General features: G+C 70.3%; 29 protein-coding genes. 8 read left to right on the top strand and 21 right to left on the bottom strand.

Translation table 11 applies throughout. The annotated features are described in order from the left end of the window. Nucleotides 1-5: 5 nt before the first annotated feature. A complete protein-coding gene (locus tag ACZ3I3_RS28260; RefSeq protein WP_467369674.1) occupies nucleotides 6-1,424 on the bottom strand; it encodes a hypothetical protein in 1,419 nt (472 codons plus the stop codon). Between the two features lie 306 nt (nucleotides 1,425-1,730). Between ACZ3I3_RS28260 and ACZ3I3_RS28255 the strand changes: the two genes are divergently transcribed. Then, nucleotides 1,731-3,560 (top strand): endonuclease/exonuclease/phosphatase family protein, encoded by a 1,830-nt coding sequence (locus ACZ3I3_RS28255; protein ID WP_467369672.1) that lies wholly within the window; start codon nucleotides 1,731-1,733, stop codon nucleotides 3,558-3,560. Between the two features lie 42 nt (nucleotides 3,561-3,602). Here ACZ3I3_RS28255 and ACZ3I3_RS28250 read toward each other — a convergent pair whose 3' ends face one another. From ACZ3I3_RS28250 to ACZ3I3_RS28240, 3 genes are all read right to left on the bottom strand, one after another. Further along, nucleotides 3,603-4,289 carry an antibiotic biosynthesis monooxygenase gene (locus ACZ3I3_RS28250; protein WP_467369670.1) on the bottom strand — a complete coding sequence of 229 codons (687 nt, stop codon included), beginning with the start codon at nucleotides 4,287-4,289 and terminating at the stop codon, nucleotides 3,603-3,605. A gap of 342 nt (nucleotides 4,290-4,631) precedes the next feature. After that, entirely contained in the window at nucleotides 4,632-5,036 is a 405-nt protein-coding gene (locus ACZ3I3_RS28245; protein WP_467369668.1) for a DUF3618 domain-containing protein, read from the bottom strand. Beyond that, the gene (locus ACZ3I3_RS28240) at nucleotides 5,033-5,452 is read right to left on the bottom strand and encodes a phage holin family protein (protein ID WP_467369666.1); all 420 of its coding nucleotides are present in this window, start codon (nucleotides 5,450-5,452) and stop codon (nucleotides 5,033-5,035) included. The genes ACZ3I3_RS28245 and ACZ3I3_RS28240 overlap by 4 nt, the downstream gene beginning before the upstream one ends. A 199-nt stretch (nucleotides 5,453-5,651) precedes the next feature. Here ACZ3I3_RS28240 and dapA point away from each other — a divergent pair, with 199 nt between their 5' ends. Further along, the gene (dapA, locus tag ACZ3I3_RS28235) at nucleotides 5,652-6,536 is read left to right on the top strand and encodes a 4-hydroxy-tetrahydrodipicolinate synthase (protein WP_467369665.1); all 885 of its coding nucleotides are present in this window, start codon (nucleotides 5,652-5,654) and stop codon (nucleotides 6,534-6,536) included. On the opposite strand, the gene ACZ3I3_RS28230 is transcribed toward dapA, so the two are convergent. The 6 genes from ACZ3I3_RS28230 to ACZ3I3_RS28205 form a co-directional block, all read right to left on the bottom strand. Further along, nucleotides 6,537-7,748 carry a WD40 repeat domain-containing protein gene (locus ACZ3I3_RS28230; protein WP_467369663.1) on the bottom strand — a complete coding sequence of 404 codons (1,212 nt, stop codon included), beginning with the start codon at nucleotides 7,746-7,748 and terminating at the stop codon, nucleotides 6,537-6,539. Further along, nucleotides 7,745-8,302: a SigE family RNA polymerase sigma factor gene (locus ACZ3I3_RS28225; protein ID WP_467369661.1), complete on the bottom strand. Its 558-nt coding sequence runs from the start codon at nucleotides 8,300-8,302 to the stop codon at nucleotides 7,745-7,747. The genes ACZ3I3_RS28230 and ACZ3I3_RS28225 overlap by 4 nt, the downstream gene beginning before the upstream one ends. A 163-nt stretch (nucleotides 8,303-8,465) precedes the next feature. Further along, on the bottom strand, nucleotides 8,466-8,696 hold the full coding sequence (locus ACZ3I3_RS28220) for a hypothetical protein (RefSeq protein WP_467369659.1): 231 nt from the start codon (nucleotides 8,694-8,696) through the stop codon (nucleotides 8,466-8,468). A gap of 129 nt (nucleotides 8,697-8,825) precedes the next feature. Next, nucleotides 8,826-9,815, bottom strand: coding sequence for a 2,3,4,5-tetrahydropyridine-2,6-dicarboxylate N-succinyltransferase (gene dapD, locus ACZ3I3_RS28215; protein WP_467369657.1), 990 nt, complete (start codon nucleotides 9,813-9,815; stop codon nucleotides 8,826-8,828). Nucleotides 9,816-10,057: 242 nt separating this feature from the next. After that, a complete protein-coding gene (locus ACZ3I3_RS28210; protein WP_467369655.1) occupies nucleotides 10,058-10,633 on the bottom strand; it encodes a TetR/AcrR family transcriptional regulator in 576 nt (191 codons plus the stop codon). Next, nucleotides 10,633-10,953 (bottom strand): DMT family transporter, encoded by a 321-nt coding sequence (locus ACZ3I3_RS28205; RefSeq protein ID WP_467369653.1) that lies wholly within the window; start codon nucleotides 10,951-10,953, stop codon nucleotides 10,633-10,635. The genes ACZ3I3_RS28210 and ACZ3I3_RS28205 overlap by 1 nt, the downstream gene beginning before the upstream one ends. Before the next feature lie 172 nt (nucleotides 10,954-11,125). On the opposite strand from ACZ3I3_RS28205, the gene ACZ3I3_RS28200 reads away from it, so the two are divergent. Then, nucleotides 11,126-11,965: an AbfB domain-containing protein gene (locus ACZ3I3_RS28200; RefSeq protein WP_467369651.1), complete on the top strand. Its 840-nt coding sequence runs from the start codon at nucleotides 11,126-11,128 to the stop codon at nucleotides 11,963-11,965. A 56-nt stretch (nucleotides 11,966-12,021) separates the two neighbouring features. Here the strand turns inward: ACZ3I3_RS28200 and ACZ3I3_RS28195 are convergent, their stop codons facing one another. Genes ACZ3I3_RS28195 through ACZ3I3_RS28160 form a run of 8 tightly spaced genes read right to left on the bottom strand, consistent with a single transcriptional unit; the run spans nucleotide 12,022 to nucleotide 18,579 of the window. Continuing rightward, nucleotides 12,022-12,354 (bottom strand): metal-sulfur cluster assembly factor, encoded by a 333-nt coding sequence (locus tag ACZ3I3_RS28195; RefSeq protein ID WP_053670670.1) that lies wholly within the window; start codon nucleotides 12,352-12,354, stop codon nucleotides 12,022-12,024. Next, nucleotides 12,351-12,821 carry a Fe-S cluster assembly sulfur transfer protein SufU gene (sufU, locus tag ACZ3I3_RS28190; RefSeq protein WP_059419772.1) on the bottom strand — a complete coding sequence of 157 codons (471 nt, stop codon included), beginning with the start codon at nucleotides 12,819-12,821 and terminating at the stop codon, nucleotides 12,351-12,353. The genes ACZ3I3_RS28195 and sufU overlap by 4 nt, the downstream gene beginning before the upstream one ends. A 15-nt stretch (nucleotides 12,822-12,836) precedes the next feature. Continuing rightward, entirely contained in the window at nucleotides 12,837-14,093 is a 1,257-nt protein-coding gene (locus ACZ3I3_RS28185) for a cysteine desulfurase (RefSeq protein WP_467369649.1), read from the bottom strand. Then, complete coding sequence (gene sufC, locus ACZ3I3_RS28180; protein ID WP_010039743.1) at nucleotides 14,090-14,854, bottom strand: Fe-S cluster assembly ATPase SufC; 765 nt, start codon at nucleotides 14,852-14,854, stop codon at nucleotides 14,090-14,092. The genes ACZ3I3_RS28185 and sufC overlap by 4 nt, the downstream gene beginning before the upstream one ends. 7 nt (nucleotides 14,855-14,861) lie before the next feature. Continuing rightward, entirely contained in the window at nucleotides 14,862-15,179 is a 318-nt protein-coding gene (locus tag ACZ3I3_RS28175) for a non-heme iron oxygenase ferredoxin subunit (RefSeq protein WP_467369646.1), read from the bottom strand. Then, on the bottom strand, nucleotides 15,176-16,360 hold the full coding sequence (sufD, locus tag ACZ3I3_RS28170; protein WP_467369644.1) for a Fe-S cluster assembly protein SufD: 1,185 nt from the start codon (nucleotides 16,358-16,360) through the stop codon (nucleotides 15,176-15,178). The genes ACZ3I3_RS28175 and sufD overlap by 4 nt, the downstream gene beginning before the upstream one ends. A 57-nt stretch (nucleotides 16,361-16,417) precedes the next feature. Further along, nucleotides 16,418-17,839: a Fe-S cluster assembly protein SufB gene (gene sufB, locus ACZ3I3_RS28165; protein WP_020273984.1), complete on the bottom strand. Its 1,422-nt coding sequence runs from the start codon at nucleotides 17,837-17,839 to the stop codon at nucleotides 16,418-16,420. After that, on the bottom strand, nucleotides 17,836-18,579 hold the full coding sequence (locus ACZ3I3_RS28160; RefSeq protein WP_279546939.1) for a helix-turn-helix transcriptional regulator: 744 nt from the start codon (nucleotides 18,577-18,579) through the stop codon (nucleotides 17,836-17,838). Before ACZ3I3_RS28160 ends, sufB begins: the two co-directional genes overlap by 4 nt. 161 nt (nucleotides 18,580-18,740) lie before the next feature. Between ACZ3I3_RS28160 and ACZ3I3_RS28155 the strand changes: the two genes are divergently transcribed. From ACZ3I3_RS28155 to ACZ3I3_RS28140, 4 genes are read left to right on the top strand one after another with little or no spacing between them, the layout of a single operon-like run. Continuing rightward, complete coding sequence (locus tag ACZ3I3_RS28155) at nucleotides 18,741-19,553, top strand: AAC(3) family N-acetyltransferase (protein WP_467369642.1); 813 nt, start codon at nucleotides 18,741-18,743, stop codon at nucleotides 19,551-19,553. 31 nt (nucleotides 19,554-19,584) lie between these two features. Then, nucleotides 19,585-20,508, top strand: coding sequence for an ABC transporter ATP-binding protein (locus ACZ3I3_RS28150; protein ID WP_467369640.1), 924 nt, complete (start codon nucleotides 19,585-19,587; stop codon nucleotides 20,506-20,508). A 50-nt stretch (nucleotides 20,509-20,558) separates the two neighbouring features. Continuing rightward, on the top strand, nucleotides 20,559-21,275 hold the full coding sequence (locus ACZ3I3_RS28145) for an ABC transporter permease (RefSeq protein WP_467369905.1): 717 nt from the start codon (nucleotides 20,559-20,561) through the stop codon (nucleotides 21,273-21,275). A gap of 15 nt (nucleotides 21,276-21,290) precedes the next feature. After that, nucleotides 21,291-22,340, top strand: coding sequence for a COX15/CtaA family protein (locus tag ACZ3I3_RS28140; protein WP_467369638.1), 1,050 nt, complete (start codon nucleotides 21,291-21,293; stop codon nucleotides 22,338-22,340). Here ACZ3I3_RS28140 and ACZ3I3_RS28135 read toward each other — a convergent pair. The 3 genes from ACZ3I3_RS28135 to ACZ3I3_RS28125 all read right to left on the bottom strand — a co-directional run bounded on the left by ACZ3I3_RS28135 (nucleotide 22,337) and on the right by ACZ3I3_RS28125 (nucleotide 24,901). Beyond that, nucleotides 22,337-23,443, bottom strand: coding sequence for an amidohydrolase family protein (locus tag ACZ3I3_RS28135; RefSeq protein WP_467369637.1), 1,107 nt, complete (start codon nucleotides 23,441-23,443; stop codon nucleotides 22,337-22,339). The genes ACZ3I3_RS28140 and ACZ3I3_RS28135 overlap by 4 nt on opposite strands. A gap of 149 nt (nucleotides 23,444-23,592) precedes the next feature. Further along, nucleotides 23,593-23,925, bottom strand: a complete 333-nt coding sequence (locus ACZ3I3_RS28130; protein WP_467369635.1) for a hypothetical protein — start codon at nucleotides 23,923-23,925, stop codon at nucleotides 23,593-23,595. 58 nt (nucleotides 23,926-23,983) lie between these two features. Beyond that, nucleotides 23,984-24,901, bottom strand: coding sequence for a heme o synthase (locus ACZ3I3_RS28125; protein WP_467369633.1), 918 nt, complete (start codon nucleotides 24,899-24,901; stop codon nucleotides 23,984-23,986). Nucleotides 24,902-25,284: 383 nt separating this feature from the next. Between ACZ3I3_RS28125 and ACZ3I3_RS28120 the strand changes: the two genes are divergently transcribed. Then, on the top strand, nucleotides 25,285-26,507 hold a 1,223-nt coding region (locus ACZ3I3_RS28120; RefSeq protein ID WP_467369631.1), incomplete at its 3' end, for a thiamine pyrophosphate-dependent enzyme.

Below are 26,507 nucleotides of genomic sequence, written 5' to 3'. Positions count from 1 at the left end.
CGGGATCAACCCCCCTGTTGCGACCGCGCCTTGAAGGCCGCCTTCCGCGCCTCCTTCGCAACCTTTTTGTCGGGATGCAACCGCCCCATCGCCTCCAGGACATCAGCCGTAGCGGGATGCTCAACCCGCCACACGGCCTCGAAAAACCCACCGTGCTGCCGCGCAAGCCCCTCGACCAACGCCCGCAGCTCCTCGGAGTTCCCCTCGGCGGCCAGCTGCGCGGCCACCGTATCGATGGTCAGCCAGTAGACCATCGCCTCCGACGGCGCGGGCACATCCACCGCACCGTGCTCGGTCAGCCACACCCGGGCGAGCCCGCCCAGCTCGGCGTCATCGAGCACCTCCCGCAACGCCGGCTCGGCCGAAGCACCCACCAGCGACAAGGCCTGCTGACATCGCAACCGCCGCAGCGGCGCCCCGGCGTCCGTGCCCCGGGCCGCCGCCAGCAACTCCCTGGCCGCGTCGAGCGATTCCCGCCGCCGGAGCCACTGCTCCGTCTCGGCCTGCGCAGCACCGGGCGGGTACGCCGCCGTGCCGTCGAGCAGCGCGTCGGCTCCCTTGTCCGAGAGGTCCCCGACGGCCGGCGCCTCGAACCCTGCCTCGAGCAGCCGGGCCCGCAGGCCGTACAGCCCGAGCGGGGTGAGCCGGACCATGCCGTACCGGGAGACGTCGGTGTCGTCGACGGGAGCGGCGGGCTCCTCGTCGGCATCGGCCATGAGCGCCTCGTCGACGGGCTGGTAGGCCACGAGGCCCACCGGTTCCAGCATCCGGAACTGGTCGTCCAGCCGCATCATCGCGTCGGACACCTGCTCAAGGACGTCGTTGGTCGGCTCGCCCATGTCGCTGGGCACGATGACCGACGCGGCCAGCGCGGGCAGCGGCACGGGCGCCTCGGCGGGTGTGTCCTCGCCTGCGGTCAGCACATAGAGGCTGCCGAGCACGCCGTCGAGGAACTCGGCCTCGGCCTCCGGGTCCCAGTCGAGGGCGGAGAGGTCGACCTCGCCGTCCTCGGCCACGAGACCGTCCAGGTCGGGCACGCTCGCGTCGGCGAGCACCGTCTCCAGGGCCGCGAGCCACACCGCGAGCACGTCCTGCGGCGAGCCGCCGGTGAGCAGCGCGAGGTCCTCGCCCGCCGTGACGGTTCCCTCCTCCTCGTCGACGATCTCGACGAGCCCGGTGTCCACGGCCACCCGCCACGCCTCGCTGGCGTCGGCGGCGGCGTCGTCCCCGCTCAGTCCGAGCGCCTCGGCGGCCGCGGGCACCTGCTCGTCGACGAGCCCTCCCCCGGCGTCGACCCGGGTCTGAGGCCCGGCCCAGCGGGCCAGCCGGGCGGCCCGGGAAAGCAACGGCGTGGACAGCGCGTCGCGCGCCAGCTCCGCTTCGGACGTCAGCCGAACCGGCGGCAGGGGGGAGCTGTCTGACATCGGCTGTTTCTCCTAGCGGCGCCTCGTACGACTCAGCCGCTCAGCCTAGACGGATTTCCACCCATGCCGCCTACTTCATGTCCCCGTCAGGTGTTGTACATGGCCGAAACCTTGACAAGTGCCCTGAGCAGGCTGGAGATTGACGCGCGTAGAAGTCGGCGGACACTTGTTCACCGGGCCAGCCCCACAGGCCTGCCGGTCCACCGCCTTCTACGCGCGTCACACCGCCCGCCCCACAGGTAGCGGCAGACAGTCCACGCTCCACCCTCGTCCCGGCGCCCTGTCACGTCCCCGGAGGGATTCCCGTTGCCGAGCAAGTCGTCCGCGCGCCTCGCCGCGCTCACCGTCGCCGCCGTGTGTTCCGCGGCATCCACGATCGTCCTCACCACACCCGCCCACGCGGACTCGGTCCGCATCCACGACATCCAGGGCAGCACCCGGATATCGCCATACGCAGGCAAGCAGGTCACGGACGTGGCCGGAATCGTCACCGGCATCCGGACCTACGGCTCGTCCCGCGGCTTCTGGATCCAGGACCCGCACCCGGACGCCGACCGGGCGACCAGCGAAGGCGTCTTCGTCTTCACCAGCTCCGCTCCGAAGGGGGTCGCCGTCGGTGACTCCGTCACGGTCAGCGGCACGGTCTCGGAGTACGTCCCCGGCGGCACCGCCTCCGGCAACCAGTCCCTGACGGAGATCACCAAGCCGACGACCACGGTCGTCTCCAGCGGCAACCAGCTCCCCGCCGCCACGACGATCGACGCGAAGTCCGTCCCCGCCGCCTACGCGCCGGCCGGCGACACCACGGCGAACGGCTCCGTCAACGCCCTCCCCCTCAAGCCCTCGGCATACGCCCTCGACCACTACGAGGCACTGGAGGGCATGACCGTCCGCGTCACCGACACCCGGGTGGTGGGCGCCACCGACCCGTACACCGAGCTCTGGGTGACGGTGAAGCCGCACGAGAACCGCAGCCGCAACGGCGGCACGGTCTACGGCTCCTACGACGCCCAGAACACCGGCCGCCTCCAGATCCAGCCCCTCGGCGCGACGGCGGACTTCCCGAAGGCGAACGTCGGCGACACGCTCACCGGCACGACGGCGGGCCCGCTGGACTACAACCAGTTCGGCGGCTACACCCTGGTCGCGAGCGAACTCGGCACGCTCAAGTCCGCGGGCCTGAAGCGCGAGACGACGCGCAAGCAGCGCTCCTCGGAACTCGCGGTCGCCACCTACAACGTCGAGAACCTCGACCCGACGGACGACACCTTCACCGAGCACGCGTCCGCGATCGTGAACAACCTGAAGTCGCCGGACATCGTGTCCCTGGAGGAGATCCAGGACAACAACGGCGCGAAGAACGACGGTACGGTCGCCGCCGATCAGACGATGACCAAGCTGATCGACGCGATCGTCGCGGCCGGCGGCCCGAGGTACGACTGGCGCTCGATCGACCCGGCCGACAACACGGACGGCGGCGAGCCCGGCGGCAACATCCGCCAGGCGTTCCTGTTCAACCCGGAGCGGGTCTCCTTCACGGACCGCGCGGGCGGCGACGCCACGACGGCGACCGGCGTGACGAAGATCCGCGGCAAGGCGCACCTCACGCTCAGCCCCGGCCGGATCGCCCCCGCCGACGAGGCCTGGAAGAACAGCCGCAAGCCGCTGGCCGGCGAGTTCGCCTTCCGCGGCCGCACGGTTTTCGTGATCGCCAACCACTTCAACTCCAAGGGCGGTGACCAGGGCCTGACCTCCCAGTACCAGCCGCCGGTCCGCAGCTCCGAGACCCAGCGCCACCGGCAGGCCACGCTGGTGAACGCCTTCGTCAAGGACATCCTCGACACCCAGAAGAACGCGGACGTCATCGCCCTGGGCGACATCAACGACTTCGAGTTCTCGCAGACCGCGAAGCTCCTCGAAGGCCGCGGCGAACTCTGGTCGGCGATCAAGTCGCTGCCCAGGAGCGAGCGTTACTCGTACGTCTACCAGGGCAACAGCCAGGTCCTCGACCAGATCCTGATCAGCCCGTCGATCCGCCGCGACTGCGACTTCGCGTACGACAGCGTGCACGTCAACGCGGAGTTCAACGACCAGATCAGCGACCACGACCCGCAGGTCCTGCGCTTCCGCCCGTAACCCCGGCCAGGGGCCGGCTGCACCGGAGGTCCAGCCGGCCCCTCACCCGGGGATGAGCCCCAGGGCATGCCGATACCGGCTCCCGCTCACCCCGTGCACCCCCGGGTACGTCCGCACCCGCTCCCACGCGTCGGTCCCGGGCGCCGCCAAGGCCTCGTCGTAGGCCTGGTCGCTCTCCCACTCGGCGTAGTTCAGCACGTGCCCGCCGTCGGTACTCAGATGGAAATGGGCGGAGATCAGCCCGGCGTGCCCCTCCGGATCCTCAGCCAGGGCCTTGAGCACGAGATCGACCCACTCCTCGCGCCGCTCCCCGGCCCCTTCCTCGAAGTCGATCCGCACGGTGACGATCAGTCCCGGCACCCGCACGTCCCCGACGTTCCGCTCCCGGCTGCGATATCGCCGGTACCGCCCGAGCCCCACCCGCTCGATCCCCGGCACGGCGGTGTCGACCTCGTCGACCCGCTCCTGCCGATGCGTCTTGACGAAGGCCTCATAGGCCTGCTCGTCGCTCCACTGCGAGTAGTGCATCAGCGTGGACCCGTCGTGTCCCGCGTACACGTGGTACCCCAGCAGATCACCGGCGGGCCACGGCCGCCGCTCCCAGGTCCGCGCGATCACCTCCACGGTCTGCTGCTGCCGCTCCGGAGTACCGACTCGCCAGGTACTGAAGAAGGGAGCACCGGTCCGGGGGTCGGTGAGGTCAGGGTGCTGCTCGGTTCGACGGCTCATTTGAACACTCCAGTCGTATGCGCCGGTTGCTGCACCCCAGCTTTCAACCTCGACCAAGGTTGAGGTCAAGCGAGGGTGCTGTGCAGCCCGGCGGGCTACCACTGGAGTCGGGCGGGTGCGCAGCCCGGAGCGGGGCGCAGCTAAGCCACTACGCACCCGCAGGCGCCGACGCACGGAAGGGGACGTGTCGGGGGGTGTCCGCCCGCAGCGGTTGGCGCGTCAACGGACGGTTAGTCGGTACGCAACCCCATCGCGCCGTTCCGAGGACGGACACCCCCCGGCGCGGCCCCGACCCACCACCCGGCGCGTAGGCGCTACACGCACCCCCACCCCGCTCAGCGCTCAGCGATGCACGAAACGCCAGACAGGCCCGTGCGCAGCCTGCTGCCGACGCCGCAGCACTCCGACCGTCACCACCACAGCCCCCGCAGCCGCTCCGGCGACCAGCACCGGCTTGGGATGCTTCACCCCGGCCCGGACGACACCCCGCACTGGCCCAGGCCCCGCATGCGTCACATGCGTCGCCTTGTCGTGCACCGTGTGACCGGCCTGCGCGGCGCTGCTCCGCAACTGCACGGTCATCGCCCCGGCCTTGTCCCGGAGATCGGCCGCCCGCGCCCGCGCACGCCCCTTCACATCCGCCTTCCCCGCCAGCTCTTCCACCGTGTTCCCGAGCTCACCACGGGTCCGCTCGATCTGCTGCCGCAGCTCATCGGGCCCCTTGGCCCCACCCGTCGCGTCCGTCATCGATGCGCCCTTTCCCTGATCTCCTCCACGTCCGCCCTGACACTGCCGAGCGCCTCCTCAGGCGTGGGAGGCGTGGCCCGGCGCAACTGCGCCCGGCCGGCAGCGCCCAGTACGGCCGCGATCACGAACAGCACCCCCGTCACGATGAGCGCAGCGGCCCAGACGGGCAGCACCAGCGAGAGGGCGGCGACCCCCGTCCCGGCCAGTGCGAGCAGCCCGGCGTAGGCGACGGCGCCCGCCGCGCCGAGCAGCCCACCGCCACGCCCCGCACGCCGCCCCTTCTCGGCCAGCTCCTCCTTGGCCAGAGCCACTTCCTGCCGCACGAGCCGGGAGAGCTGCTCCGCGGCCTGTGAGACGAGCTCGCCCACGGAATGGCGCTCGTCGTGCACGACCCGATGATCGATGGTCCCGGTCACGGTGTTCCGCCTCCTCTCGACGTAGGAAGCCCCGAGTACCCGGCCCGCCACCCGCTACCCCTGCAGCGCCGGCCCTGCGGCGCCACCCCTCCGGTGCCGCCGGCTCCCCTGAAGCCGACGGCACCGGAAAGCACTCCTAACAGATACCGGGTAGCAGAATTAACTGGAGCTACACAGTCACGCTGCCGACACTACTCACATGACACCCCCCTTCGGCCGCGCCCTGTGCGCGATGATCACCCCGTTCACGTCGTCCGGCGCCCTGGACCTCGACGGTGCCCAGCGCCTCGCCGCCCACCTGGTCGCACAGGGCTGTGACGGCCTCGTCCTGTCCGGCACGACGGGCGAGTCACCGACCACCACGGACGCCGAGAAGTCGGCCCTGATCGCAGCCGTCCGCGAGGCCGTGGCCGACCGGGCGTCGATCGTCGCGGGCATCGGCACGCCCGACACCCGCCACACCGTCGACCTGGCCCGGGAGGCGGAAAAGGCGGGCGCGGACGGCCTGTTGGTGGTGGCGCCGTACTACAGCAAGCCCCCGCAGGACGCGATCGAGGCCTACTTCCGCGAGATCGCCGATGCCAGTGAACTCCCGCTCATGCTCTACGACATCCCGAACCGCACCGGCGTCCGAGTCGAACCGGAGACGATCCTCCGCCTCTCCGCACACCCCAGGATCGTCGCGGTCAAGGACTGCTCCTACGACTTCCTGGCCGCCCAGAAGGTACTGGCCCGCACGGAGCTGGCGTACTACGCGGGCTGCGACGAGCACAACCTCGCCCTGTACGCCGTGGGCGGGGCCGGCTACGTCAGCACGGTGTCGAACGTGGTCCCGGCCCGGCTGCGAGCGGTCCTGGACGCGTTCGACGCCGGCGACACGGCACAGGCGGCCCGCCTCCAGCAGCAGGCCACCCCCCTCATCGAGGCGATCATGTCGGCGGGCCTGCCGGGCACGGTGACGACAAAGGCGCTGCTCACCGCCCTGGACCTCCCCGCGGGCCCGGTCCGCGCCCCGCTCCGGCCGGCCGGCCCGGCCACGACCGACGCCCTGCTGGCGCTCCACGCGGACCTCACCCGGGCCTGATCACCGCTCCGCGAACACCGGCTCCCACCGCCCCTTGGTGTTGTCCTTGGGCGACCGGAAATCACTGAGCGGTGTCGTCTTCTTGCCACCGATGTCTACCAGCACCAGCCGCTGGTGGTACTCGTTCCCGTCCGGCCCGATGTCCCAGGCGACGAGCGAGTCCCCGTCCGCCCAGGCGAGCAACTGCTGCCCCCGTACCTCGCGCTGCTTCCCCGTGCGCGCGTCGAGCACGAAGGAGGACGTCTTCCACTTCCGCCCCGCGAACGGGCCGGCGACGAGCTGCCCGTCCGGCGACACGCCCGCCTCGACGGACCAGTCCCGGTCCCGTTCCAGCTCGGGCGCGGGGACTTCCTTGCCGGTGAAGTCGTAGAACTTCTCTCCGGGTTCGCTGGGCATCCCCGACCAGACGAGACGGCCGTCGCGGGTGAACGCGAAGTCCTGGCGCGAGTTGAGGAACACCTCGGGATTGTGCGCACCCCCGCCTACCTCCACCCCCGCCCAGGAACTGCTCCCGGAGGCCACGTCGATGACGTGGAACCCGGTCCGGTCCGACTCCATGAAGGGGGCGTCCCAGCCCTCCGACCCGTCGATCTTCACCCGGCGGTCGGGGTTCTCGCTGTACGACGTCGCGACGAGCTTCCTGCCGTCGGTGGAGAACTCCACCCCCGCCACCGGCCGGTCGACCGGGATCCACCGCTTGACCTGACCGCTCGCCAGGTCGAGCAGCCCGATGCGCGGCACGGGCAGGTCCCGTTCGAGGACGGCGGCGGTCGTCATCCCGGGAGCGACCGCGACGTACGACCACCGGTCGTCCTTCACGTACTTGTTCGTCTTCGGGTTCAGCAGCCAGTACGTGCGCTGGGAAATAGCACGGTCGGCGGACTGCTCGACGATCGACCTGGTGAAGTACGCGGCCAGGGCGACCCGCCCGGCGGCGATCAGGTCGCGCGGGGGCGACTGGTCCGGACGAGGGGTGATGCTGGTCTGCTCCACGCCGCCCGAGGGGCGTACGTCCTGCTTGCCCGAGTCCAGCATCGGCACGGCCACGGCCACGGCGACCACGGCCGCGGCCGCCGCGGCGGCGGAGGCGAGCCGGCGGCTGCGGCGGCGCCGGCGGACCGCGAGCACCCGGTCGGCGAAGCCGGGCGCCACGGGCGGCTGCCCCTCGGCCTGGTCGCGCAGCGCGTCGCGCACGAGTTCGTCGACGTTCACTGACGCACCTCCACGGGCGAGTAGTCACGGGACGGCCGCTCTTCCGCGGCGGCCGGGCCCAGGGCGGTCAGCTCGGGCGCGAGGGCGCGTAGCCGGGCCAGGGAGCGGTGGGTGGCGGACCGTACGGTGCCGACGGAGCAGCCCAGGATGCGGGCCACTTCCGCCTCGGGCAGGTCCTCGAAGTAGCGCAGCACGAGCACGGTGCGCTGCCGCGCGGTCAGCCGGGCCAGCGCGCCCCGCATCAGCAGACGCAGTTCGGCCGCGCCGGAGGCGTCCGGGGCGGCGGTGGTCTCCGGCGGTTCGGCGACGCTCAGTTCGCGCCTCGGCCACTTCAGCCGCCAGCGGCTGACCTGCTGGCGGTAGAGGATCTGCCGGACGTACGCCTCGGGTTCGTCGATCCGGTGCCAGCGGCCCGCGGCCTTGATCAGCGCGTTCTGGAGCAGGTCCTCGCCCGCGTGCCGGTCGCCGCCGCTCAGCAGGACCGCGGTCTTCAGCAGCGTGGACGACCTGTTCGCCACGAATTCCCGGAAGCTCTCCTGCGCTTCGGCATCCATCGTCACCTTCGCCTTCCCCCGGGGCGGACCCGTTGCCCGCCCCCGTACCCCTTGTGACGCGCGCGGGAGCCTCCCGCTATGCCACCCGCCGGACACGAAAAACGGGCCGGGGCCCGTACCGCAAGTGTGCGCGGTACGGGCCCCGGCCCGTCGGACTGCCGGCTCAGTTCCAGGCGTACCCGTCACCGAACAGCAGCGTGTGCTCCAGCACGTCCTCCGCCGGGTCGTCGACCTGGCCGACGTTGACGTTGATCAGCCCGACCCGATGGCCGTTGTGCGACCCCGTGTTGGTCTCGTCGGCGTACGCGGCCCCCGCCGGCAGCCAGCACACCACCAGCCCCGCGACGGCCCCCACCAGCAAGCGCGCCACGCCCCGCCCCCGCTCGTTCCTCATACCCCGGTCCTCTTCCGTAGCTTCGACTTCTGACCGGACACGGCGTCCATCCGTTCATAGGACCCTGCGCCCACCCGTTCATCTGCCAAAACCACCACGAGGTCACGCGGAGTACCTCGTACGGGGTGATCAGTTGTGGCTGTGCAGGATCTCGTTCAGCCCGCCCCACACCGCGTTGTTCGGCCGGGCCTCGACGGTGCCGGTGACCGAGTTGCGGCGGAAGAGGATGTTGGAGGCGCCGGACAGCTCACGGGCCTTGACGATCTGGCCGTCGGGCATGGTGATGCGGGTGCCGGCGGTGATGTACAGGCCGGCCTCGACGACGCACTCGTCGCCGAGGGCGATGCCGACGCCCGCCTCGGCGCCGACCAGGCAGCGCTCGCCGATGGAGATGATGACGTTGCCGCCGCCGGACAGGGTGCCCATGGTCGAGGCGCCGCCGCCGATGTCCGAGCCGTCGCCGATGACGACGCCCGCGGAGATGCGGCCCTCGACCATCGACGTGCCGAGCGTGCCGGCGTTGAAGTTGACGAAGCCCTCGTGCATGACGGTGGTGCCCTCGGCGAGGTGCGCACCGAGGCGGACCCGGTCGGCGTCGGCGATCCGCACGCCCTTGGGGGCCACGTAGTCGGTCATCCGCGGGAACTTGTCGACGGAGGTCACCTGGAGGTGCAGGCCCTCGGCGCGGGCGTTCAGCCGGACCTTCTCGAGGTCGTCGACGGCGACCGGGCCGAGCGAGGTCCAGGCGACGTTGGCGAGGAAACCGAAGATGCCGTCCAGGCTCTGGCCGTGCGGCTTGACCAAGCGGTGGGAGAGCAGGTGCAGACGCAGGTAGACGTCGTGCGCGTCGATCGGCTTCTCGTCGAGCGAGGCGATGACCGTGCGGACCGCGACCACCTCGACGCCACGGCGGGCGTCCGGGCCGATCGCCGCGGTCGCACCGCCGCCGAGCAGCTCGGCGGCCTGCTCGGCGGAGAGCCGCTCGGTGCCGGACGGGCCGGGCGCGTCGGCCAGCTCCGGCGCGGGGAACCAGGTGTCGAGGACGGTGCCGTCGGCGGCGATCGTGGCGAGCCCGGCGGCCACGGCGCCGGTGGAGCGAGGAGCAGTCGTGTCGGTCATGAGGGCAACCTAACCGGCGGACAGCGGTCGATGCGAACCGGTGCGGGGGCGTCTCACGTGCCGGGCGGTACGTCCCGCCGCTGGTCGGCGGCGCGCGGCAACAGCCCCTCCGTCGGGGTCGCCCCGGCGCTCCCTCACCCGCGCGAGCATCACTGGCGCACCCCGGCTCGCGCACCCCCGAATCATGTACCCCGACTCACGCACCCGTCGGCTCACGCATCCCCGAGTCACGCATCCTCGACTCACGCGCCCCCCGGCTCACGCATCCCCGATTCACGCGCCCCCGCGACAACCCGCCCCAGCACCTCCCGGGCGTACGCCTCGTCATAGGGCACCCCGGTCAGCAGGACCTGGAGGCAGATGCCGTCGACGACCGCCACCAGCGCCCGCGCGGTCACCGGATCCGTACGCCGGGACAGCAGTTCGGCGACGCCCTCGGCCCACTCGGCGGCGACGGGCCGCAGGGCGGACCGGCGCAGGGCGGCGAGGTACAGCTCGTACTCGAGCTCGACGCCCGTGCGGTCACCCGCGAGCCACTCCCCCATCCAGCCGGCCAGCTCGGCCGCCAGGTCGGTCCGGGGGTCCTCGAGGCCGCCCCGCCCGGCGACGACCTTGGCGAAGCCCTCGTTGGCCTGCCGCAGCGCGGCCACCAGCAGTTCGTCGAGGGTCTTGAAGTGGTACGTCGTCGAGCCGAGCGGCACATCGGCCTCGGCGGCGGCCGTGCGGTGGCTCAGCCCGGCGATGCCCTTCGCCCCGACGACCCGGATCGCCGCGTCGATGATCCGCTGCCGCCGCTCGGGGTCGTGGCGCCGGGGCATCAGTGCGCACCTCCCAGGTTCAGCACCACGACCCCGATGATGATCAGCGCGATCCCTGCGGCCTTGGCGACGGTCATCCCCTCCCCGAGGAACACGAACCCGATGGCGGCGATGGCGGCGGTGCCGGCGCCGGCCCAGATGGCATAGGCCGTTCCGACGGAGACGGTCTTCAGCGTCTGCGCGAGCAGCGCGAAGGAGACGAGGTAGCCGAGAAGTGTCAGCAGCGAGGGTCCGAGCCTGCTGAAGCCCTCGCTGTACTTCATGGCGGTCGTCGCACCCACTTCGGCGGCGATGGCCCCGGCCAGCAGCAGATAACCCATATGTACGAGCGTACACAACGTCTGTACACGCGTACGCAACGGGGGAAGAGATACCGCTTTCAACAAACGCCTCACAGCGGACCCACTGGTCCACTACGGTGTCACCCCGATCACACACCGGGCGACCACAACTGCACCGCCGTCAAGGGAGCCCGCCGGAGGAAACAAGAGCATGCCGAAAGACAAGTCCCGGCCCCCACTGGACCGCCCGTGGGAGAGCGGCTGGGCCCCGGACACCACCCGGGCACCAGGAACCCGCCGCCTCTGGCTGGCAGGCGCCCTCGCCGTCGCCACGGTCACCGCGTGCGTCACGGCCGTCACCGTGCTGGAGAAAGAGTCCGGCGAGCCGGTCCGAAAGGCGGCGGAACCGACCACCCTCAGCAGTTCGGCCCCGGGCGGTCTGATCTCCTTCGCGACTCCCTCCAAGGGCGCCGGCGAAACGCGGGGCACGGACGGTGGCCGCCCGTCCCCCACTCCCACGCCCACCACGAGCGCGCCCTCCAACGCCGACCCGAGCCCGGAGCCGCGGAAGAAGACCCCCAAGCCGACGCCGCCCCAGGGCACGTCGAAGCCCCCGAAGCCCCCGGCCTCGCACGGGATATCCATACGCTCGGTCAACTACCCCGACCGCTACTGGCGTGTCCGCGACGGCTACGTGCGCCTGGATCAGATCGGCTCCGGCCCCGAGCAGCGCGAGGACGCCACTTTCGAGCGCGTCTCCGGCCTCGCCGACTCCTCCTGCCACTCCTTCACCACGGCGGACGGCCGCTACCTCCGCCACCGCAGCTTCGTCCTGGTCGAGGACACCGACGACGGCTCTGCCCTGTTCCGCAGGGACGCCACCTTCTGCCCGCGCCCCTCGGCCGCGTCGGGCGCGGTCATGCTGGAGTCCGTGAACTATCCGGGCCGCTTCCTGCGCCACCGCAACTTCCAGCTCCGCGTCGAGCCGTACCAGCACGACGGCCTGTACCGCGCGGACTCGGCGTTCCGGCTGGTGGCCGGGCTGGACTGAACACGCGAAAGGGCGGCACCCCGGGAGGGTGCCGCCCTTTCGTCAGTCAGTGGATCTCAGACGTTGAACCCGAGCGCCCGAAGCTGCTCCCGCCCATCGTCCGTGATCTTGTCGGGGCCCCACGGCGGCATCCAGACCCAGTTGATGCGCAGCTCGCTGACAAGGCCGTCCGTGGCGGACTTGGCCTGGTCCTCGATGACGTCCGTCAGCGGACAGGCCGCCGAGGTAAGGGTCATGTCGAGCGTCGCGATGTTCGCTTCGTCGATGTGGATGCCGTAGATCAGGCCGAGGTTGACGACATCGATGCCCAGCTCCGGGTCTACGACGTCGTACAGCGCCTCACGGACCTCTTCCTCCGAGGCCGGCTTCATCTCAACGGTCTCGCTCATGCCGTCGTCTCCTTCTCGGCGTCGGCGCCGCCCAGCACCTGGGCCGTCGCGTCCTTCCAGGCCATCCAGCTCAGCAGGGCGCACTTGACCCGGGCCGGGTACTTGGACACCCCGGCGAACGCGACCGCGTCCTCCAGGATCTCCTCCATCGCGTCGTCGGGTTCGAGCTTCCCCTTGGACTGCATCAGCTCCAGGAAGGTCTCCTGGATCTTCCGCGCGTCGGAGAAGTCCTTGCCGACGAGGAGTTCGTTCAGTACGGAGGCCGAGGCCTGGCTGATCGAGCAGCCCTGGCCCTCGTACGAGACGTCCTCGATCTTCGTCCCGTCGTACTTCACGCGCAGTGTGATCTCGTCACCGCACGTCGGGTTGACGTGGTGCACCTCGGCGTCGCCATCCCGCAAGCCCCGCCCGTGCGGGTTCTTGTAGTGGTCCAGGATGACTTCCTGGTACATGGAGTCCAGTTTCACCGTTCAGCACGCCCTTCAGCCGAAGAAGTTCCGTACGTGCTCCAGGCCGTCGACCAGCGCGTCGATCTCGGCCGGCGTGGAGTACAGATAGAACGACGCTCGCGTGGTCGCAGGAATTCCGTACCGCAGGCAGACCGGCCGCGCGCAGTGGTGGCCGACCCGGACCGCGATGCCCTCCTCGTCGAGGACCTGACCCACGTCGTGCGGGTGGATGTCGCCGAGGGTGAAGGAGATCGCCGCGCCGCGCTCCTCGGCCGTGGTCGGGCCGATGATGCGCAGGTCCGGGACCTCCAGCAGCCGCTTCACGGCGTACTCGGTGAGCGCGTGCTCGTGGGCGAGGATCTTGTCCATGCCGATCGAGTTGAGGTAGTCGATCGCCGCGCCCAGACCGACCGCCTGGGCGACCGGCGGGGTGCCCGCCTCGAACTTGTGGGGCGCAGGGGCGTAGGTCGACGAGTGCATCGACACCGTCTCGATCATCTCCCCGCCGCCGAGGAACGGAGGCAGGTCCTCCAGGAGCTCCTGGCGGCCCCACAGGACGCCGATGCCCGTCGGGCCGCACATCTTGTGGCCGGTGAAGGCCACGAAGTCGGCCTGCAGGGCCTGCACGTCCAGCGGCATGTGCGGCGCGGCCTGCGAGGCGTCGATGCAGACCAGCGCACCGACCTGCTGGGCGCGGCGCACGATCGCCTCGACCGGGTTCTGGGTGCCCAGGATGTTGGAGACCAGCACGAAGGAGACGATCTTCGTCTTCTCGGTGATGACCTCGTCGATGTTGGACAGGTCCAGGCGGCCGTCGTCGGTCAGGCCGAACCACTTCAGCTTCGCGCCCGTGCGCTGCGCGAGCAGCTGCCACGGCACGATGTTGGAGTGGTGCTCCATCTCCGTGATGACGATCTCGGTGTCGGAGTCCACGCGGTAGGGCTCGTCGGCCCAGCCCAGCATGTTCGCCACGAGGTTGAGCGACTCCGAGGCGTTCTTGGTGAAGATCACCTCGTCGCGCGAGGGCGCGTTGATGAAGTCCGCGACCTTGTCGCGCGCGCCCTCGTACAGCGCCGTGGCCTCCTCGGCGAGGACGTGCACGCCACGATGGACGTTGGCGTTGTAGCGCTCGTAGTACTCACTGAGGGCGTCCAGCACCTGACGCGGTTTCTGGCTGGTCGCCGCGTTGTCCAGGTACACGAGCTTCTTACCGTCGTGGACCTGGCGGTCCAGGATGGGGAAGTCCTTGCGGAGCGCCTCTGTGTCGAGGAGGCCCGGCAGCTGTGTCACGCGGATGCGCCACCCTTCGTGTATGCCTCGTAGCCCTCTTCCTCCAGCTTGTCGGCGAGCTCGGCACCGCCGGACTCGACGATCCGGCCGCCGGAGAAGACGTGCACGTGGTCGGGCTTGATGTAGCGGAGGATGCGCGTGTAGTGCGTGATCAGCAGGGTGCCGACCTCGCCCGTCTCGCGGACGCGGTTCACACCCTCCGACACGACGCGCAGGGCGTCGACGTCCAGGCCGGAGTCGGTCTCGTCGAGGACCGCGATCTTCGGCTTGAGCAGCTCCAGCTGGAGGATCTCGTGGCGCTTCTTCTCACCGCCGGAGAAGCCCTCGTTGACGTTGCGCTCGGCGAAGGCGGGGTCCATGTTGAGGCGCTCCATGGCCTCCTTGACCTCCTTCACCCAGGTGCGCAGCTTGGGGGCCTCGCCGCGGATGGCGGTCGCGGAGGTGCGCAGGAAGTTCGACACGGAGACACCCGGGACCTCGACCGGGTACTGCATCGCGAGGAACAGACCGGCGCGGGCGCGCTCGTCGACGGACATCTCCAGGACGTCCTCGCCGTCGAGGGTGACGGTGCCGCCGGTGATCGTGTACTTCGGGTGTCCCGCGAGGGAGTAGGCGAGGGTCGACTTGCCCGAGCCGTTGGGGCCCATGATGGCGTGCGTCTCGCCCTGCTTCACGGTGAGGTCGACACCCTTGAGGATTTCCTTCGTGCCGTTCTCGACCTCGACGGTGACGTGCAGGTCTCGGATTTCAAGCGTTGCCATGGGTGCCTCAGGACTCCTGGGTGAGGGAGACGAGCACGTCGTCCCCTTCGATCTTTACGGGGTATACGGGGACGGGGCGCGTCGCGGGAAGGGCGTCGGGCTTGCCGGAGCGGAGATCGAAGCGCGAGCCGTGCAGCCAGCACTCGATGTGGCAGTCGTCGACCTCGCCCTCCGACAGGGAGACGTTCGCGTGCGAGCAGATGTCGTGGATCGCGAACACCTCGCCCTCGGTCTGCACGATGGACAGGGGCGTGCCGTCGAGTTCCACCCGCTTCGGGGTGTCGTCCTCCAGCTCGCCGAGTCCGCAGGCGCGTACGAAGGTCATCCGACCGCCGCCTCCAGCTCCTCCTCGATCTTGGCGATCAGGCGCTCCTCGATGTCGGGGAGGCCGATCTGCTGGACCAGCTCGGCGAAGAAGCCGCGGACCACCAGGCGGCGGGCCTCGTACTCCGGGATGCCGCGGGCCATGAGGTAGAACAGCTGCTCGTCGTCGAAGCGGCCGGTGGCCGAGGCGTGGCCGGCGCCGACGATCTCGCCGGTCTCGATCTCGAGGTTCGGTACGGAGTCCACGCGCGCCCCGTCCGTGAGGACCAGGTTGCGGTTCATCTCGTACGTGTCGGTGCCCTCGGCCTTGGCCTCGATGAGCACGTCGCCGATCCACACCGCGTGGGCGTCGTCGCCCTGGAGGGCGCCCTTGTAGACGACGTTCGACTTGCAGTGCGGGACGTTGTGGTCGACCAGGAGGCGGTGCTCCTGGTGCTGGCCCTGGTCGGTGAAGTACAGGCCGAACAGCTCGGCCTCGCCGCCGGGCCCGGCGTACTGCACGCGCGGGTGCAGCCGGACGACGTCACCGCCGAAGGTGACGACGACCGACTTGAAGGAGGCGTCACGGCCGACGAGCGTGTTGTGCTGGGCGACGTGGACGGCCTTGTCGTCCCAGTCCTGGACGCAGACGACGGTCAGCTTGGCGCCGTCGCCCAGGATGTAGTCGACGTTGGCGGCGAGCACCGCGTCACCGGTGTGGTCGATGACCACGACGGCCTCGGCGAAGGCGCCCAGCTCGATCACCTGGTGGCCGAAGGCGGTGCCGCCCTCGCCGTGGACCGCGATGCGGATCGGCTCGGTGAGGACGGTCTCCTTCGGCACGGTCACGACCGAGGCCTTCTCGAACGCCGAGTAGGCCTGGGCGGCGACGCGGTCCACCGGGGTGCCGGCCTTGCCGAGCCGCGCGTCGTCGCGGCCGACGGCCTCGACGGTGACGCCCTCGGGTGCCTGGACGTCGACCTTCACGCCGTTGCCGTTGGCGACGGCGGTGCCGTCGTGCAGGCCGCGCAGGCGCTCCAGCGGGGTGAACCGCCACTCCTCCTCACGGCCGTGCGGAACGGGGAAGTCCGCCACGTCGAAGGAGGGGGGCGCGCTCATGCGGGTGGCGACGGTCGACTCGGCCGCCACCGCGATCGAGCCGGTGGTGGTGGACCCCACCGGGATGTTCTGAGCCTCAGCCATGGCTGTCGTAGTGCTCGCTTTCCGTTACGTAAGGGCTTGATGGGACTGCGGTGGGCGTCAGCCGACCGCGCCTTCCATCTGCAGCTCGATCAGCCGGTTGAGCTCCAGCGCGTACTCCATGGGGAGCTCCTTGGCGATGGGCTCGACGAAGCCGCGCACGATCATCGCCATCGCCTCGAACTCACTCAGACCGCGGCTCATCAGGTAGAAGAGCTGGTCCTCGGAGACCTTGGAGACGGTGGCCTCGTGACCCATGGACACGTCGTCCTCGCGGACGTCCACGTAGGGGTAGGTGTCCGAGCGGGAGATCGTGTCGACCAGCAGCGCGTCACAGAGCACGTTCGACTTGGAGCCCGCGGCGCCCTCGCCGATCTCGATCAGACCGCGGTAGGACGTACGGCCGCCACCGCGCGCGACGGACTTCGACACGATGTTGGACGACGTGTTCGGCGCCATGTGGACCATCTTTGCGCCCGCGTCCTGGTGCTGGCCCTCGCCGGCGAAGGCGATGGACAGCGTCTCGCCCTTGGCGTGCTCGCCCATGAGGTAGACGGCCGGGTACTTCATCGTCACCTTGGAGCCGATGTTGCCGTCGACCCACTCCATGGTCGCGCCCTCGTAGGCCACGGCGCGCTTGGTGACCAGGTTGTAGACGTTGTTCGACCAGTTCTGGATGGTCGTGTAGCGGCAGCGGGCGTTCTTCTTGACGATGATCTCGACGACCGCGGAGTGCAGCGAGTCCGACTTGTAGATCGGCGCGGTGCAGCCCTCGACGTAGTGCACGTAGGCACCCTCGTCGACGATGATCAGGGTCCGCTCGAACTGGCCCATGTTCTCCGTGTTGATACGGAAGTAGGCCTGGAGCGGGATCTCCACGTGGACGCCCGGCGGCACGTAGATGAAGGAGCCGCCCGACCACACGGCGGAGTTCAGCGACGCGAACTTGTTGTCGCCGACGGGGATGACGGTCCCGAAGTACTCCTTGAAGAGCTCCGGGTGCTCCTTCAGGGCCGTGTCGGTGTCGAGGAAGATGACGCCCTGCTCCTCCAGGTCCTCACGGATCTGGTGGTAGACGACCTCCGACTCGTACTGCGCGGCGACACCGGCGACGAGGCGGTTCTTCTCGGCCTCGGGGATGCCCAGCTTGTCGTACGTGTTCTTGATGTCCTCGGGCAGGTCCTCCCAGGAGGCCGCCTGCTTCTCCGTGGAGCGCACGAAGTACTTGATGTTGTCGAAGTCGATCCCCGACAGGTCCGAGCCCCAGTTCGGCATGGGCTTCTTCTCGAAGAGGCGCAGGCCCTTGAGGCGGAGCTTGGTCATCCACTCCGGCTCGTTCTTCTTGGCGGAGATGTCGCGGACGACGTCCTCGTTGATGCCGCGCTTGGCAGAGGCGCCGGCCGTGTCGGAGTCGGCCCAGCCGTATTCGTACTTGCCCAGGCCCTCGAGCTCAGGGTGGGCAGTCTCCGTGGGGAGAGTCATGCGGGGTTCCTCCCGGCCGTGCTTGCAGATGCGTTGTGGGAAATCTTGGGGATGAACGTCGTGCAGACGCCGTCGCCGTGCGCGATGGTGGCGAGCCGCTGTACGTGTGTACCGAGCAACTCGGCGAAAAATTCCGTCTCCGCCTCGCACAACTGCGGGAACTGCTCGGCGACGTGGGCGACCGGGCAGTGGTGCTGGCAGAGCTGCTCACCCTTCTGGGGGTGGGGCGCACTGCGCGCCGTAGCAGCGTACCCGTCCGCGCTCAGCGCCTTGGCCAGCGCTTGTGTTCGCTGCTCGGGCGCGGCGGCCTCGACCGCCTCGCGGTAGGCGCCCGCCTGCGCGGCGATCCTGGCGCGGGCGAAGGCGGCGATCGCCTCGTTCCCGCCCTCGCGGTCGGCGATCCAGCGCAGCGCGTCCGCCGCCAGCTTGTCGTACGACTGGTCGAAGGCGTCCCGGCCGCAGTCGGTCAGGGCGAACACCTTGGCCGGCCGGCCGCGGGTGCGCGCGCCGTAGACCCGCTGCTCGCGCGCTTCCACGACACCGTCGCCCGCGAGGGCGTCGAGGTGCCGGCGCACGGCCGCCTGGGTGAGACCCAGCCGCTCGGCGAGCTCGGCGACGGTCGACGGGCCGTGGTCCAGGATGGACCGCGCGACTCGGTTGCGGGTGGACCGCTCCCCGGTCGCGAGCTCCTCCTGAGGGGACCCCGTGGGGTTCTCCCGAGCCTCGCCGACGTTTTTCACAACGCCATTGTTGCGTAATTCATCGGGGGCGGGCAAGCGGCGCCCGTCCACCCCGGGGGTGCCCTGCGTCACTTAGGTAAAGCTAACCTGACCTGCGGAAACGATCTCTGATCGATCAAAACGGTGGCATGCCGAAGCACCATGGGGGACACTCCCGAACCATGTCCACACCCCCTCCGACCGGCCCACTTGTCACCCGGGACACCCTGCGCGCGCAGCTGTCCGAGCTGGGTGTGCGCCCCGGTGAGACCCTCCTCGCGCACTCCTCGCTCAGCTCCCTCGGCTGGGTCAACGGCGGGGCCGTCGCGGTCGTGCAGGGACTGCTCGACGCGCTCGGCCCTCAGGGCACGCTGGTGGTTCCGACGCAGACCGGCGACCTCTCCGACCCGGCGCTGTGGGGCAACCCGCCCGTACCTCCGGACTGGTGGGAGACCATCCGCGCCACGATGCCCGCCTACGACCCCCGGATCACGCCCACCCGCGGGGTCGGCGTCGTCCCGGAGACCGTGCGCACCTGGCCCGGCGCGCTGCGCAGCGCCCATCCCCAGACCTCGTTCGCGGCGGTCGGCCCGCGCGCGGCGGAGGTGACCGAGGGCCACGCGCCCGACTGCCGGCTGGGCGAGCGCAGCCCGCTCGCGAAGCTGGAGGCCATGGGCGCCCGGGTCCTGCTGCTCGGCGCCGGCTACGCCTCCTGCACCAGCTTCCACCTCGCCGAGTACCGGATACCGTCCCCGCGCGTCGCCGTGGGCCGGCCGGGCCCCGACGGCTGGGAGACCGTGACGGAGGTGTCGATCAGCTCGGACCGTTTCGACGAGCTGGGCTACGACTTCGAGCGGGACCGTCCCGTCGTACGGGGAAAGGTCGGGGCGGCCGAGGCGCGGCTGTTCCCGGTGGCGGACGCGGTGGCCTACGCCGAACAGTGGCTGACGGTCCACCGCCCCCGTGACGAGGAGTACCTGCACCCGCCGCTCTGAGCCGGGCCGCACGAACCTAGACTCTGGACCCATGCGAAGTGAGCCCGTGGTCCAGGTCCAGGCCCTGGTGAAGCGGTACGGCACGAAGACCGCGGTGGACGGGCTGGACCTGGTGGCCCGGGAGGGCGTGACCGCCGTGCTCGGCCCGAACGGGGCGGGCAAGACGACCACGGTCGAGACCTGCGAGGGGTACCGGAAGCCGGACTCCGGCACGGTGCGCGTCCTGGGCCTCGACCCGGTCGGACAGTCCCGGGACCTGCGGCCCCGCATCGGCGTGATGCTCCAGTCCGGCGGCGTCTACTCGGGCTCCCGCGCCGACGAGATGCTCCGCCACGTGGCCAAGCTGCACGCCCACCCCCTCGACGTGAACGCGCTGATCGAACGCCTCGGGCTCGGCTCCTGCGGCCGTACGACGTACCGGCGGCTGTCGGGCGGGCAGCAGCAGCGGCTCGCGCTGGCCATGGCCGTGATAGGGCGACCGGAACTGGTCTTCCTCGACGAACCGACCGCCGGGCTCGACCCGCAGGCCCGCCGCGCCACCTGGGACCTGGTCCGGGACCTGCGCGACGACGGCGTCTCCGTGATCCTCACCACGCACTACATGGACGAGGCCGAGCAGCTCGCCGACGACGTGGCGATCATCGACGCGGGCCGGGTCATCGCCCAGGGCTCCCCGGAGGAGCTGTGCCGGGGCGGCGCCGAGAACACGCTCCGCTTCTCCGGCCGCCCCGGGCTGGACGTCGGCTCGCTGCTGAAGGCCCTGCCCGCCGACTGCTCGGCCGCCGAGCTGACACCGGGTTCGTACCGCGTCGTCGGCAAGATCGACCCGCAACTGCTCGCGACGGTCACCTCCTGGTGCGCCCAGCACGGCGTGATGCCGGAGAAGATCTCGGTGGAGCGGCACACCCTCGAAGACGTCTTCCTGGAGCTCACGGGTAAGGAGCTGCGTTCGTGACCGCCACCGGCACCTATGCGCCGAAGCCGGGGGCCGCGCCCCTGACCCGCATGATCGCGGCCCAGGCCGCGCTCGAGACGAAGATGCTGCTGCGCAACGGCGAGCAGCTGCTGCTGACCGTCGTCATCCCGACCCTGCTCCTGGTGCTCTTCAGCACCGTCGACATCGTCGACACGGGCGCCGGCGAGGCCGTCGACTTCCTCGCCCCCGGCATCCTCGCGCTCGCGGTGGTGTCGACGGCGTTCACCGGGCAGGCGATCGCGACCGGCTTCGAGCGCCGCTACGGCGTCCTGAAGCGGCTCGCCTCCTCGCCCCTGCCGCGCTGGGGTCTGATGGCGGCGAAGACGCTGTCCGTGCTGGTCACCGAGGTGCTCCAGGTGATCCTGCTGACGGTGATCGCCTTCGCGCTCGGCTGGTCGCCGCAGGGCAATCCGTTCGCCGTGCTGCTGCTCCTGATCCTCGGGACGGCGGCCTTCTCGGGCCTCGGGCTGCTGATGGCCGGGACGCTGAAGGCCGAGGCGACCCTCGCCGCCGCCAACCTGGTGTTCCTGCTGCTGCTCGTCGGCGGCGGGGTCATCGTGCCGCTCGACAAGTTCCCCTCCGCCGCGCAGGACGTGCTCGGCCTGCTGCCCATCTCGGCCCTGTCCGACGGCCTGCGGGACGTGCTCCAGCACGGGGCCGGGATGCCCTGGGCCGACCTGGGGATCCTGGGCATCTGGGCGGTCGTGGGGCTGGCGGCGGCCGGACGGTTCTTCCGCTGGGAATGAGCACCGGAGCAAGCCATGACCGACCCTCGTGAAAGCGTGCACAAGCGGCGTCCTACGATGGGTCGCGTGCCAAAAGTGACCCGCGCCGACGCCAGGGCTGCCCTGCGCAACCCCCTCGCCTTCATCGCCGAGCGCTGGACCCCGGAATCCCGGACGGTCCAGCGCGCGGCCCTCTCCGCGATCGTGATGTCGGTGCTCATCGTGGTCACCGGCGGAGCCGTACGGCTGACCGGCTCGGGCCTCGGCTGCCCGACCTGGCCCAAGTGCACCGCCGACTCGCTCACCGCCACCAGCGAGATGGGCTTCCACGGCGCCATCGAGTTCGGCAACCGCATGCTGACGTACGTGCTGTGTGCCGCCGTCGGCTGGGCGATCATCGCCGCGCGCTCGCAGAAGCCGCACCGGCGCGGCCTGACCCGGCTGGGCTGGGCGCAGTTCTGGATCGTGATGAGCAACGCGGTGCTCGGCGGCATCGTGGTGCTGGTCGGGCTCAACCCGTACACGGTCGCGGCGCACTTCGTCGCGACGTCCGCGCTGATCGCGGTGGCCACGGTGATGTGGCAGCGCACCCGTGAGGGCGACGCTCCGCCGCGCCCCCTGGTCGGCAAGGCCGTGCGGCAGCTGGTGTGGTTCCTGGTCGCCGCCGCCGTGCTGCTCATCCTGGTCGGCACGGTGGTCACCGGCGCGGGTCCGCACGCGGGCGACTCCAGCGAGGTCGAGCGGATGCCGGTCGACTGGGAGACGGTGAGCAAGCTGCACGCCGTGCTGGCGTGGATCGTGGTGACGCTGACGTTCGCCCTGTGGTTCGTCCTCAAGGCGGTCGACGCGCCGCGCAGCCCGCTGAACCGCACGCGCGAACTGTTCCTGATCCTGCTCGCACAGGGCGTCATCGGCTACGTCCAGTACTTCACGGACCTGCCCGAGGTCCTGGTCGGCCTGCACATGCTCGGATCCGCGGTGATGTGGATCTGGGTGCTGCGGGTGGTGCTGTCGCTGCGTGAGCGCGGCGAGGTGACGGTGGACGTCCCCGGCCCCGCACCCGAGGCGACCCTGACAAAGGCCTAGTCGAGCCCGTACACCCGCCGCGCGTTCCCCGACGCCAGCATCCCCGCCACCCGCTGCGCGTCGGCCAGGCACCACGCGCCCTCGGCGACCCAGGTGCCGAGTACCCGGCCGAGCGCCTCGCGGAACAGCCGGGCGCCCACCACGTGCAGCTCGGGCAGTCCCTGGGCGCCGGTGGAGAAGAGGATCTTGCCGAAGGGGGCCAGTTCCAGGATCTCCGCGAGGACGGTCGCGGCGCGGGCGCCGGTGCGGACCAGAGCCGCGCCGGAATCTACGTAGACGTGCGGGAAGACACCGGCCAGGTGGGCGGCCTGCCGGTGGTACGGGTAGCCGTGCAGCAGGACGAGGTCCGTGCCGAGACCGGCCGTGGCCCGTACGAAGTCCGTCAGCAGCACCGGATCCGTACGGTCGATCCGCAGGCCCGGCGCGCCGAGCCCCGCGTGCAGCTGGAGCGGCAGGCCCGAGGCGACGGCGCTCCACAGCAGGTGCCGCAGCAGTACCGGGTCGCTGAGCTCCCCGCCGACCTCGCGCCCCGCGATCCAGCGGCCGGCGGCTCCCCGCACCTCCCCCGGCCCGGGCGGCTCGGGCGCGAGCGCGAGGCCGTGCCGTACGCCCGCGACCGATGTGAAGGCGACGGCGTTCGCGGCGGCGGCGTGCACGGACTCGGCGAGGTTGGCGAGGAAGGACTCGACGGTCCCGGAGGTGTCGGCGACCTGCTCGGCGAGCAGCTCCAGCCGGACGATCTCGCGGGCCTCGGCGGCCCCGGCGGAGGCCAGTTCGCCGGGTTCGGTCAGATCACCGGGCAGGCCCGTGTCGACCAGGTACGTCGTGATGCCGCTGCCGCGCAGGAGGCGGCGGGCCGACTCCAGGACGCCCAGTTCGCGGCGGCGGGCCAGGTAGCGGGCGGGCGTGCAGTGCGGTTCCAGGCCGAGCAGGGGTGGGCACCAGCGCCGCACGGCGAAGCCGGTCTGGGTGTCGAAGAGGGTGGTGCCGGGGGCGGGTGGGCCCTCCGTGTGCGAGAGGTGGGCCTCGAAGGTGCCGAGGCCCAGCTCCGTGCGGAGTACTCCGTGGCAGTACTGGTCCACTAGGGACGGCGTTTCGATCATCCGGGCTCCCCGGTGTGGACCCTGTTGTTCCTGAGGGTCTTAACGGGTGAACCGGGTTGAGGTCGCGGTTCCGGTGGGGAGCGCCTGTGTGTTTGGCGGGTGCGGGCCGTCCGTGGCTGGTCGCGCAGTTCCCCGCGCCCCCAAGAAGGTCAGTTGTTCTTGGGGCCGCCTACCTGGATCCCTGCCATGCGTGACCACTCGTAGCGGCCCGTCTTCACCTTGGCGGCGAATTCGCCGTCGAAGGACTCGTGGGTCGTGATGCCCGACTTCTCCACGGCCTTCTCGGCGATCTCGACGGACGGGGCGACCATGTCGCCCCAGTTGCCGTCCTCGCCGACCAGGACGATGCGGGCGCCGCGTTCGCCGAGGTAGGCGAGCTGGCCCTCGGCGCCGCCGTGGGCCTTGGAGAAGGAGCTGATCTGCTTGGCGAGCCGGGCCGCCTTGCGCTCGGCCTTCGGGTCTGCCTGCTGCGTCTCTGCCATGACCAGGATGCTACTCAGGAGTAGATCAACAGGCGAGAGCTGGAGCCTGTGATGTACGTCAGCGCAGGAAGGGGTCGACCGCTACGGCCACGAACAGCAGCGAGACGTACGTGATCGACCAGTGGAACAGGCGCATCTCCTTCAGCTTCGCGCCCGTCACCTCCGCCTTCGCGCGGTTCTGCAGGCCGTGCGCCTCCCAGAGCCAGAAGCCGCCCGCCAGCAGGGCGACCGACGTGTAGAACCAGCCGGTGTAGCCGAGCGGGGTCAGCAGGAGCGAGACGGCGACCATGACCCAGCTGTAGATCACGATCTGCTTGGCCACGACCTTGTTGGAGGCGACCACCGGCAGCATGGGGACGCCCACGCGCGCGTAGTCCTCCTTGACCTTCATGGACAGCGGCCAGTAGTGCGGCGGCGTCCAGAAGAACATGACGAGGAACAGGATGATCGGCGCCCACGACATGGAGTTCGTGACCGAGGACCAGCCGATCAGCACGGGCAGGCAGCCGGCGATGCCGCCCCACACGATGTTCTGCGAGGTACGGCGCTTGAGGATCATCGTGTAGACGACGACGTAGAAGAGGAGCGCGCCGAGGGCGAGCCAGGCGCTCAGCCAGTTCACCGTGAGGCCGAAGAGCAGGGTGGAGGTGATCGCCAGGGTGATGCCGAAGGCGAGGCACTCGCGTGGGCTGACCATGCCGGTGACCAGCGGCCGCTGCGAGGTGCGGTCCATCAGGGCGTCGATGTCGCGGTCGATGTACATGTTGAGCGCGTTGGCGCCGCCCGCGGACATGTAACCGCCGACGCAGGTCAGCAGCACCAGGGTCAGGTCGGGCACACCCTGCTGCGCCAGGAACATCACCGGAACGGTGGTGATCAGAAGCAGTTCGATGATCCGCGGCTTGGTGAGAGCCACGAACGCCTTGACACGGGCCCCGAACGGCCGGTGGGCCGGGCTCTGGTCCGTCCCGAGCATCCCCGCTGGACGGGATTCAACGGCCGTCACGCACACCCCTACAGAGACATCCCAGCAAGCCTCACCCGTGTGAAGTCCCGGTAAAGGCTCGCGCGTACCACGCCACTTTAGACGTTGCCCAGAGTCGGACATTCGCGGGGGTCGGCTCGTGTTGGAGGGCGGCTTCGGAAGGGCGTGCGGAAGCTCGATTGAGCACCCGGATGAGCGGCTCCGTATTCACCTGTCGAACGGGATACGGCCCAGTCAGGAGGCGGATCGAAACGTGTCCCGGCACTCTGGAGTGACTCGAAAGAACGCACGTCCCACGGGGGTAGGCTCGGCTGCGGCCGGTGGACGCCCCGATACACCGGCATCCGACATGTGGAGAGGAGCCCTGACCCAGGGTGAGCACCAAGCCGACCACAACAGACCTCGAGTGGACCGAGTTGGACCAGCGGGCCGTCGACACCGCGCGTGTCCTGGCCGCCGATGCCGTACAGAAGGTCGGTAACGGCCATCCGGGTACGGCGATGAGTCTCGCGCCTGCCGCCTACACCCTCTTCCAGAAGGTGATGCGGCACGACCCGGCGGACGCCGACTGGGTCGGGCGGGACCGCTTCGTGCTGTCCGCCGGCCACTCGTCCCTGACCCTCTACACCCAGCTGTACCTGGCCGGCTTCGGCCTGGAGCTGGACGATCTGAAGTCCTTCCGCACCTGGGGTTCGAAGACGCCGGGTCACCCGGAGTACGGGCACACGACCGGTGTGGAGACGACGACCGGCCCGCTCGGGCAGGGTGTCGCCAACGCGGTGGGCATGGCGATGGCCGCCCGCTACGAGCGTGGTCTGTTCGACCCGGAGGCCCCCGAGGGCGAGTCCCCCTTCGACCACTTCGTCTACTGCATCGCCGGTGACGGCTGCCTCCAGGAGGGCATCTCCGCCGAGGCCTCTTCCCTGGCGGGCCACCAGAAGCTCGGCAACCTGATCCTGCTGTGGGACGACAACCACATCTCGATCGAGGGCGACACCGAGACGGCCGTCTCCGAGGACACCGCCAAGCGCTACGAGGCCTACGGCTGGCACGTGCAGCGGGTGGAGCCGCAGGAGAACGGCGACCTGGACCCGGCCGCGATCTACGAGGCGATCCAGCAGGCCAAGGCCGTCACGGACCGGCCGTCGTTCATCGCGATGCGTTCGATCATCGCCTGGCCGGCCCCGAACGCGCAGAACACCGAGGCCGCGCACGGCTCGGCGCTGGGCGAGGACGAGGTCGCGGCGACCAAGCGGGTGCTGGGCTTCGACCCGGAGCAGAGCTTCGAGGTCGCGGGCGAGGTCATCACGCACACCCGCAAGGCGCTGGAGCGGGGCCAGGCGGCCCGCGCGGTGTGGGAGAAGGCCTACCAGCAGTGGCGGGACAACAACCCCGAGCGCGCCGCCGAGTACGACCGGGTCGCCCAGGGTGAGCTGCCCACCGGCTGGGAGGAGAAGATCCCGGTCTTCGAGGTCGGCAAGGGCGTGGCCACGCGTGCCGCTTCCGGCAAGGTCCTCCAGGCGCTCGGCGCGGTGATCCCGGAGCTGTGGGGCGGCTCGGCCGACCTGGCGGGCTCCAACAACACCACGATCGACAA

The sequence above is a fragment of the Streptomyces sp. NPDC016851 genome (assembly GCF_055562795.1).
Note: the sequence above shows the minus strand (reverse complement) of the source record. Positions and strands in the feature narration are given on the sequence as shown.

Bases quoted from the DNA above. Each gene is read 5' to 3' on its own strand.
- ACZ3I3_RS28260 (WP_467369674.1), bottom strand. From the start codon at position 1,424: ATGTCAGACAGCTCCCCCCTGCCGCCGGTTCGGCTGACGTCCGAAGCG.
- ACZ3I3_RS28135 (WP_467369637.1), bottom strand. From the start codon at position 23,443: ATGATCGAAACGCCGTCCCTAGTGGACCAGTACTGCCACGGAGTACTC.
- ACZ3I3_RS28175 (WP_467369646.1), bottom strand. From the start codon at position 15,179: ATGACCTTCGTACGCGCCTGCGGACTCGGCGAGCTGGAGGACGACACC.
- ACZ3I3_RS28200 (WP_467369651.1), top strand. From the start codon at position 11,126: ATGCCGAAAGACAAGTCCCGGCCCCCACTGGACCGCCCGTGGGAGAGC.
- ACZ3I3_RS28210 (WP_467369655.1), bottom strand. From the start codon at position 10,633: ATGCCCCGGCGCCACGACCCCGAGCGGCGGCAGCGGATCATCGACGCG.
- ACZ3I3_RS28245 (WP_467369668.1), bottom strand. From the start codon at position 5,036: ATGACGGACGCGACGGGTGGGGCCAAGGGGCCCGATGAGCTGCGGCAG.
- ACZ3I3_RS28145 (WP_467369905.1), top strand. From the start codon at position 20,559: ATGATCGCGGCCCAGGCCGCGCTCGAGACGAAGATGCTGCTGCGCAAC.
- sufB (WP_020273984.1), bottom strand. From the start codon at position 17,839: ATGACTCTCCCCACGGAGACTGCCCACCCTGAGCTCGAGGGCCTGGGC.
- ACZ3I3_RS28205 (WP_467369653.1), bottom strand. From the start codon at position 10,953: ATGGGTTATCTGCTGCTGGCCGGGGCCATCGCCGCCGAAGTGGGTGCG.
- sufC (WP_010039743.1), bottom strand. From the start codon at position 14,854: ATGGCAACGCTTGAAATCCGAGACCTGCACGTCACCGTCGAGGTCGAG.
- dapA (WP_467369665.1), top strand. From the start codon at position 5,652: ATGACACCCCCCTTCGGCCGCGCCCTGTGCGCGATGATCACCCCGTTC.
- ACZ3I3_RS28155 (WP_467369642.1), top strand. From the start codon at position 18,741: ATGTCCACACCCCCTCCGACCGGCCCACTTGTCACCCGGGACACCCTG.
- sufD (WP_467369644.1), bottom strand. From the start codon at position 16,360: ATGGCTGAGGCTCAGAACATCCCGGTGGGGTCCACCACCACCGGCTCG.
- ACZ3I3_RS28225 (WP_467369661.1), bottom strand. From the start codon at position 8,302: ATGGATGCCGAAGCGCAGGAGAGCTTCCGGGAATTCGTGGCGAACAGG.
- ACZ3I3_RS28130 (WP_467369635.1), bottom strand. From the start codon at position 23,925: ATGGCAGAGACGCAGCAGGCAGACCCGAAGGCCGAGCGCAAGGCGGCC.
- dapD (WP_467369657.1), bottom strand. From the start codon at position 9,815: ATGACCGACACGACTGCTCCTCGCTCCACCGGCGCCGTGGCCGCCGGG.
- ACZ3I3_RS28150 (WP_467369640.1), top strand. From the start codon at position 19,585: ATGCGAAGTGAGCCCGTGGTCCAGGTCCAGGCCCTGGTGAAGCGGTAC.
- ACZ3I3_RS28140 (WP_467369638.1), top strand. From the start codon at position 21,291: ATGACCGACCCTCGTGAAAGCGTGCACAAGCGGCGTCCTACGATGGGT.
- ACZ3I3_RS28125 (WP_467369633.1), bottom strand. From the start codon at position 24,901: ATGCTCGGGACGGACCAGAGCCCGGCCCACCGGCCGTTCGGGGCCCGT.
- ACZ3I3_RS28250 (WP_467369670.1), bottom strand. From the start codon at position 4,289: ATGAGCCGTCGAACCGAGCAGCACCCTGACCTCACCGACCCCCGGACC.
- ACZ3I3_RS28220 (WP_467369659.1), bottom strand. From the start codon at position 8,696: ATGAGGAACGAGCGGGGGCGGGGCGTGGCGCGCTTGCTGGTGGGGGCC.
- ACZ3I3_RS28195 (WP_053670670.1), bottom strand. From the start codon at position 12,354: ATGAGCGAGACCGTTGAGATGAAGCCGGCCTCGGAGGAAGAGGTCCGT.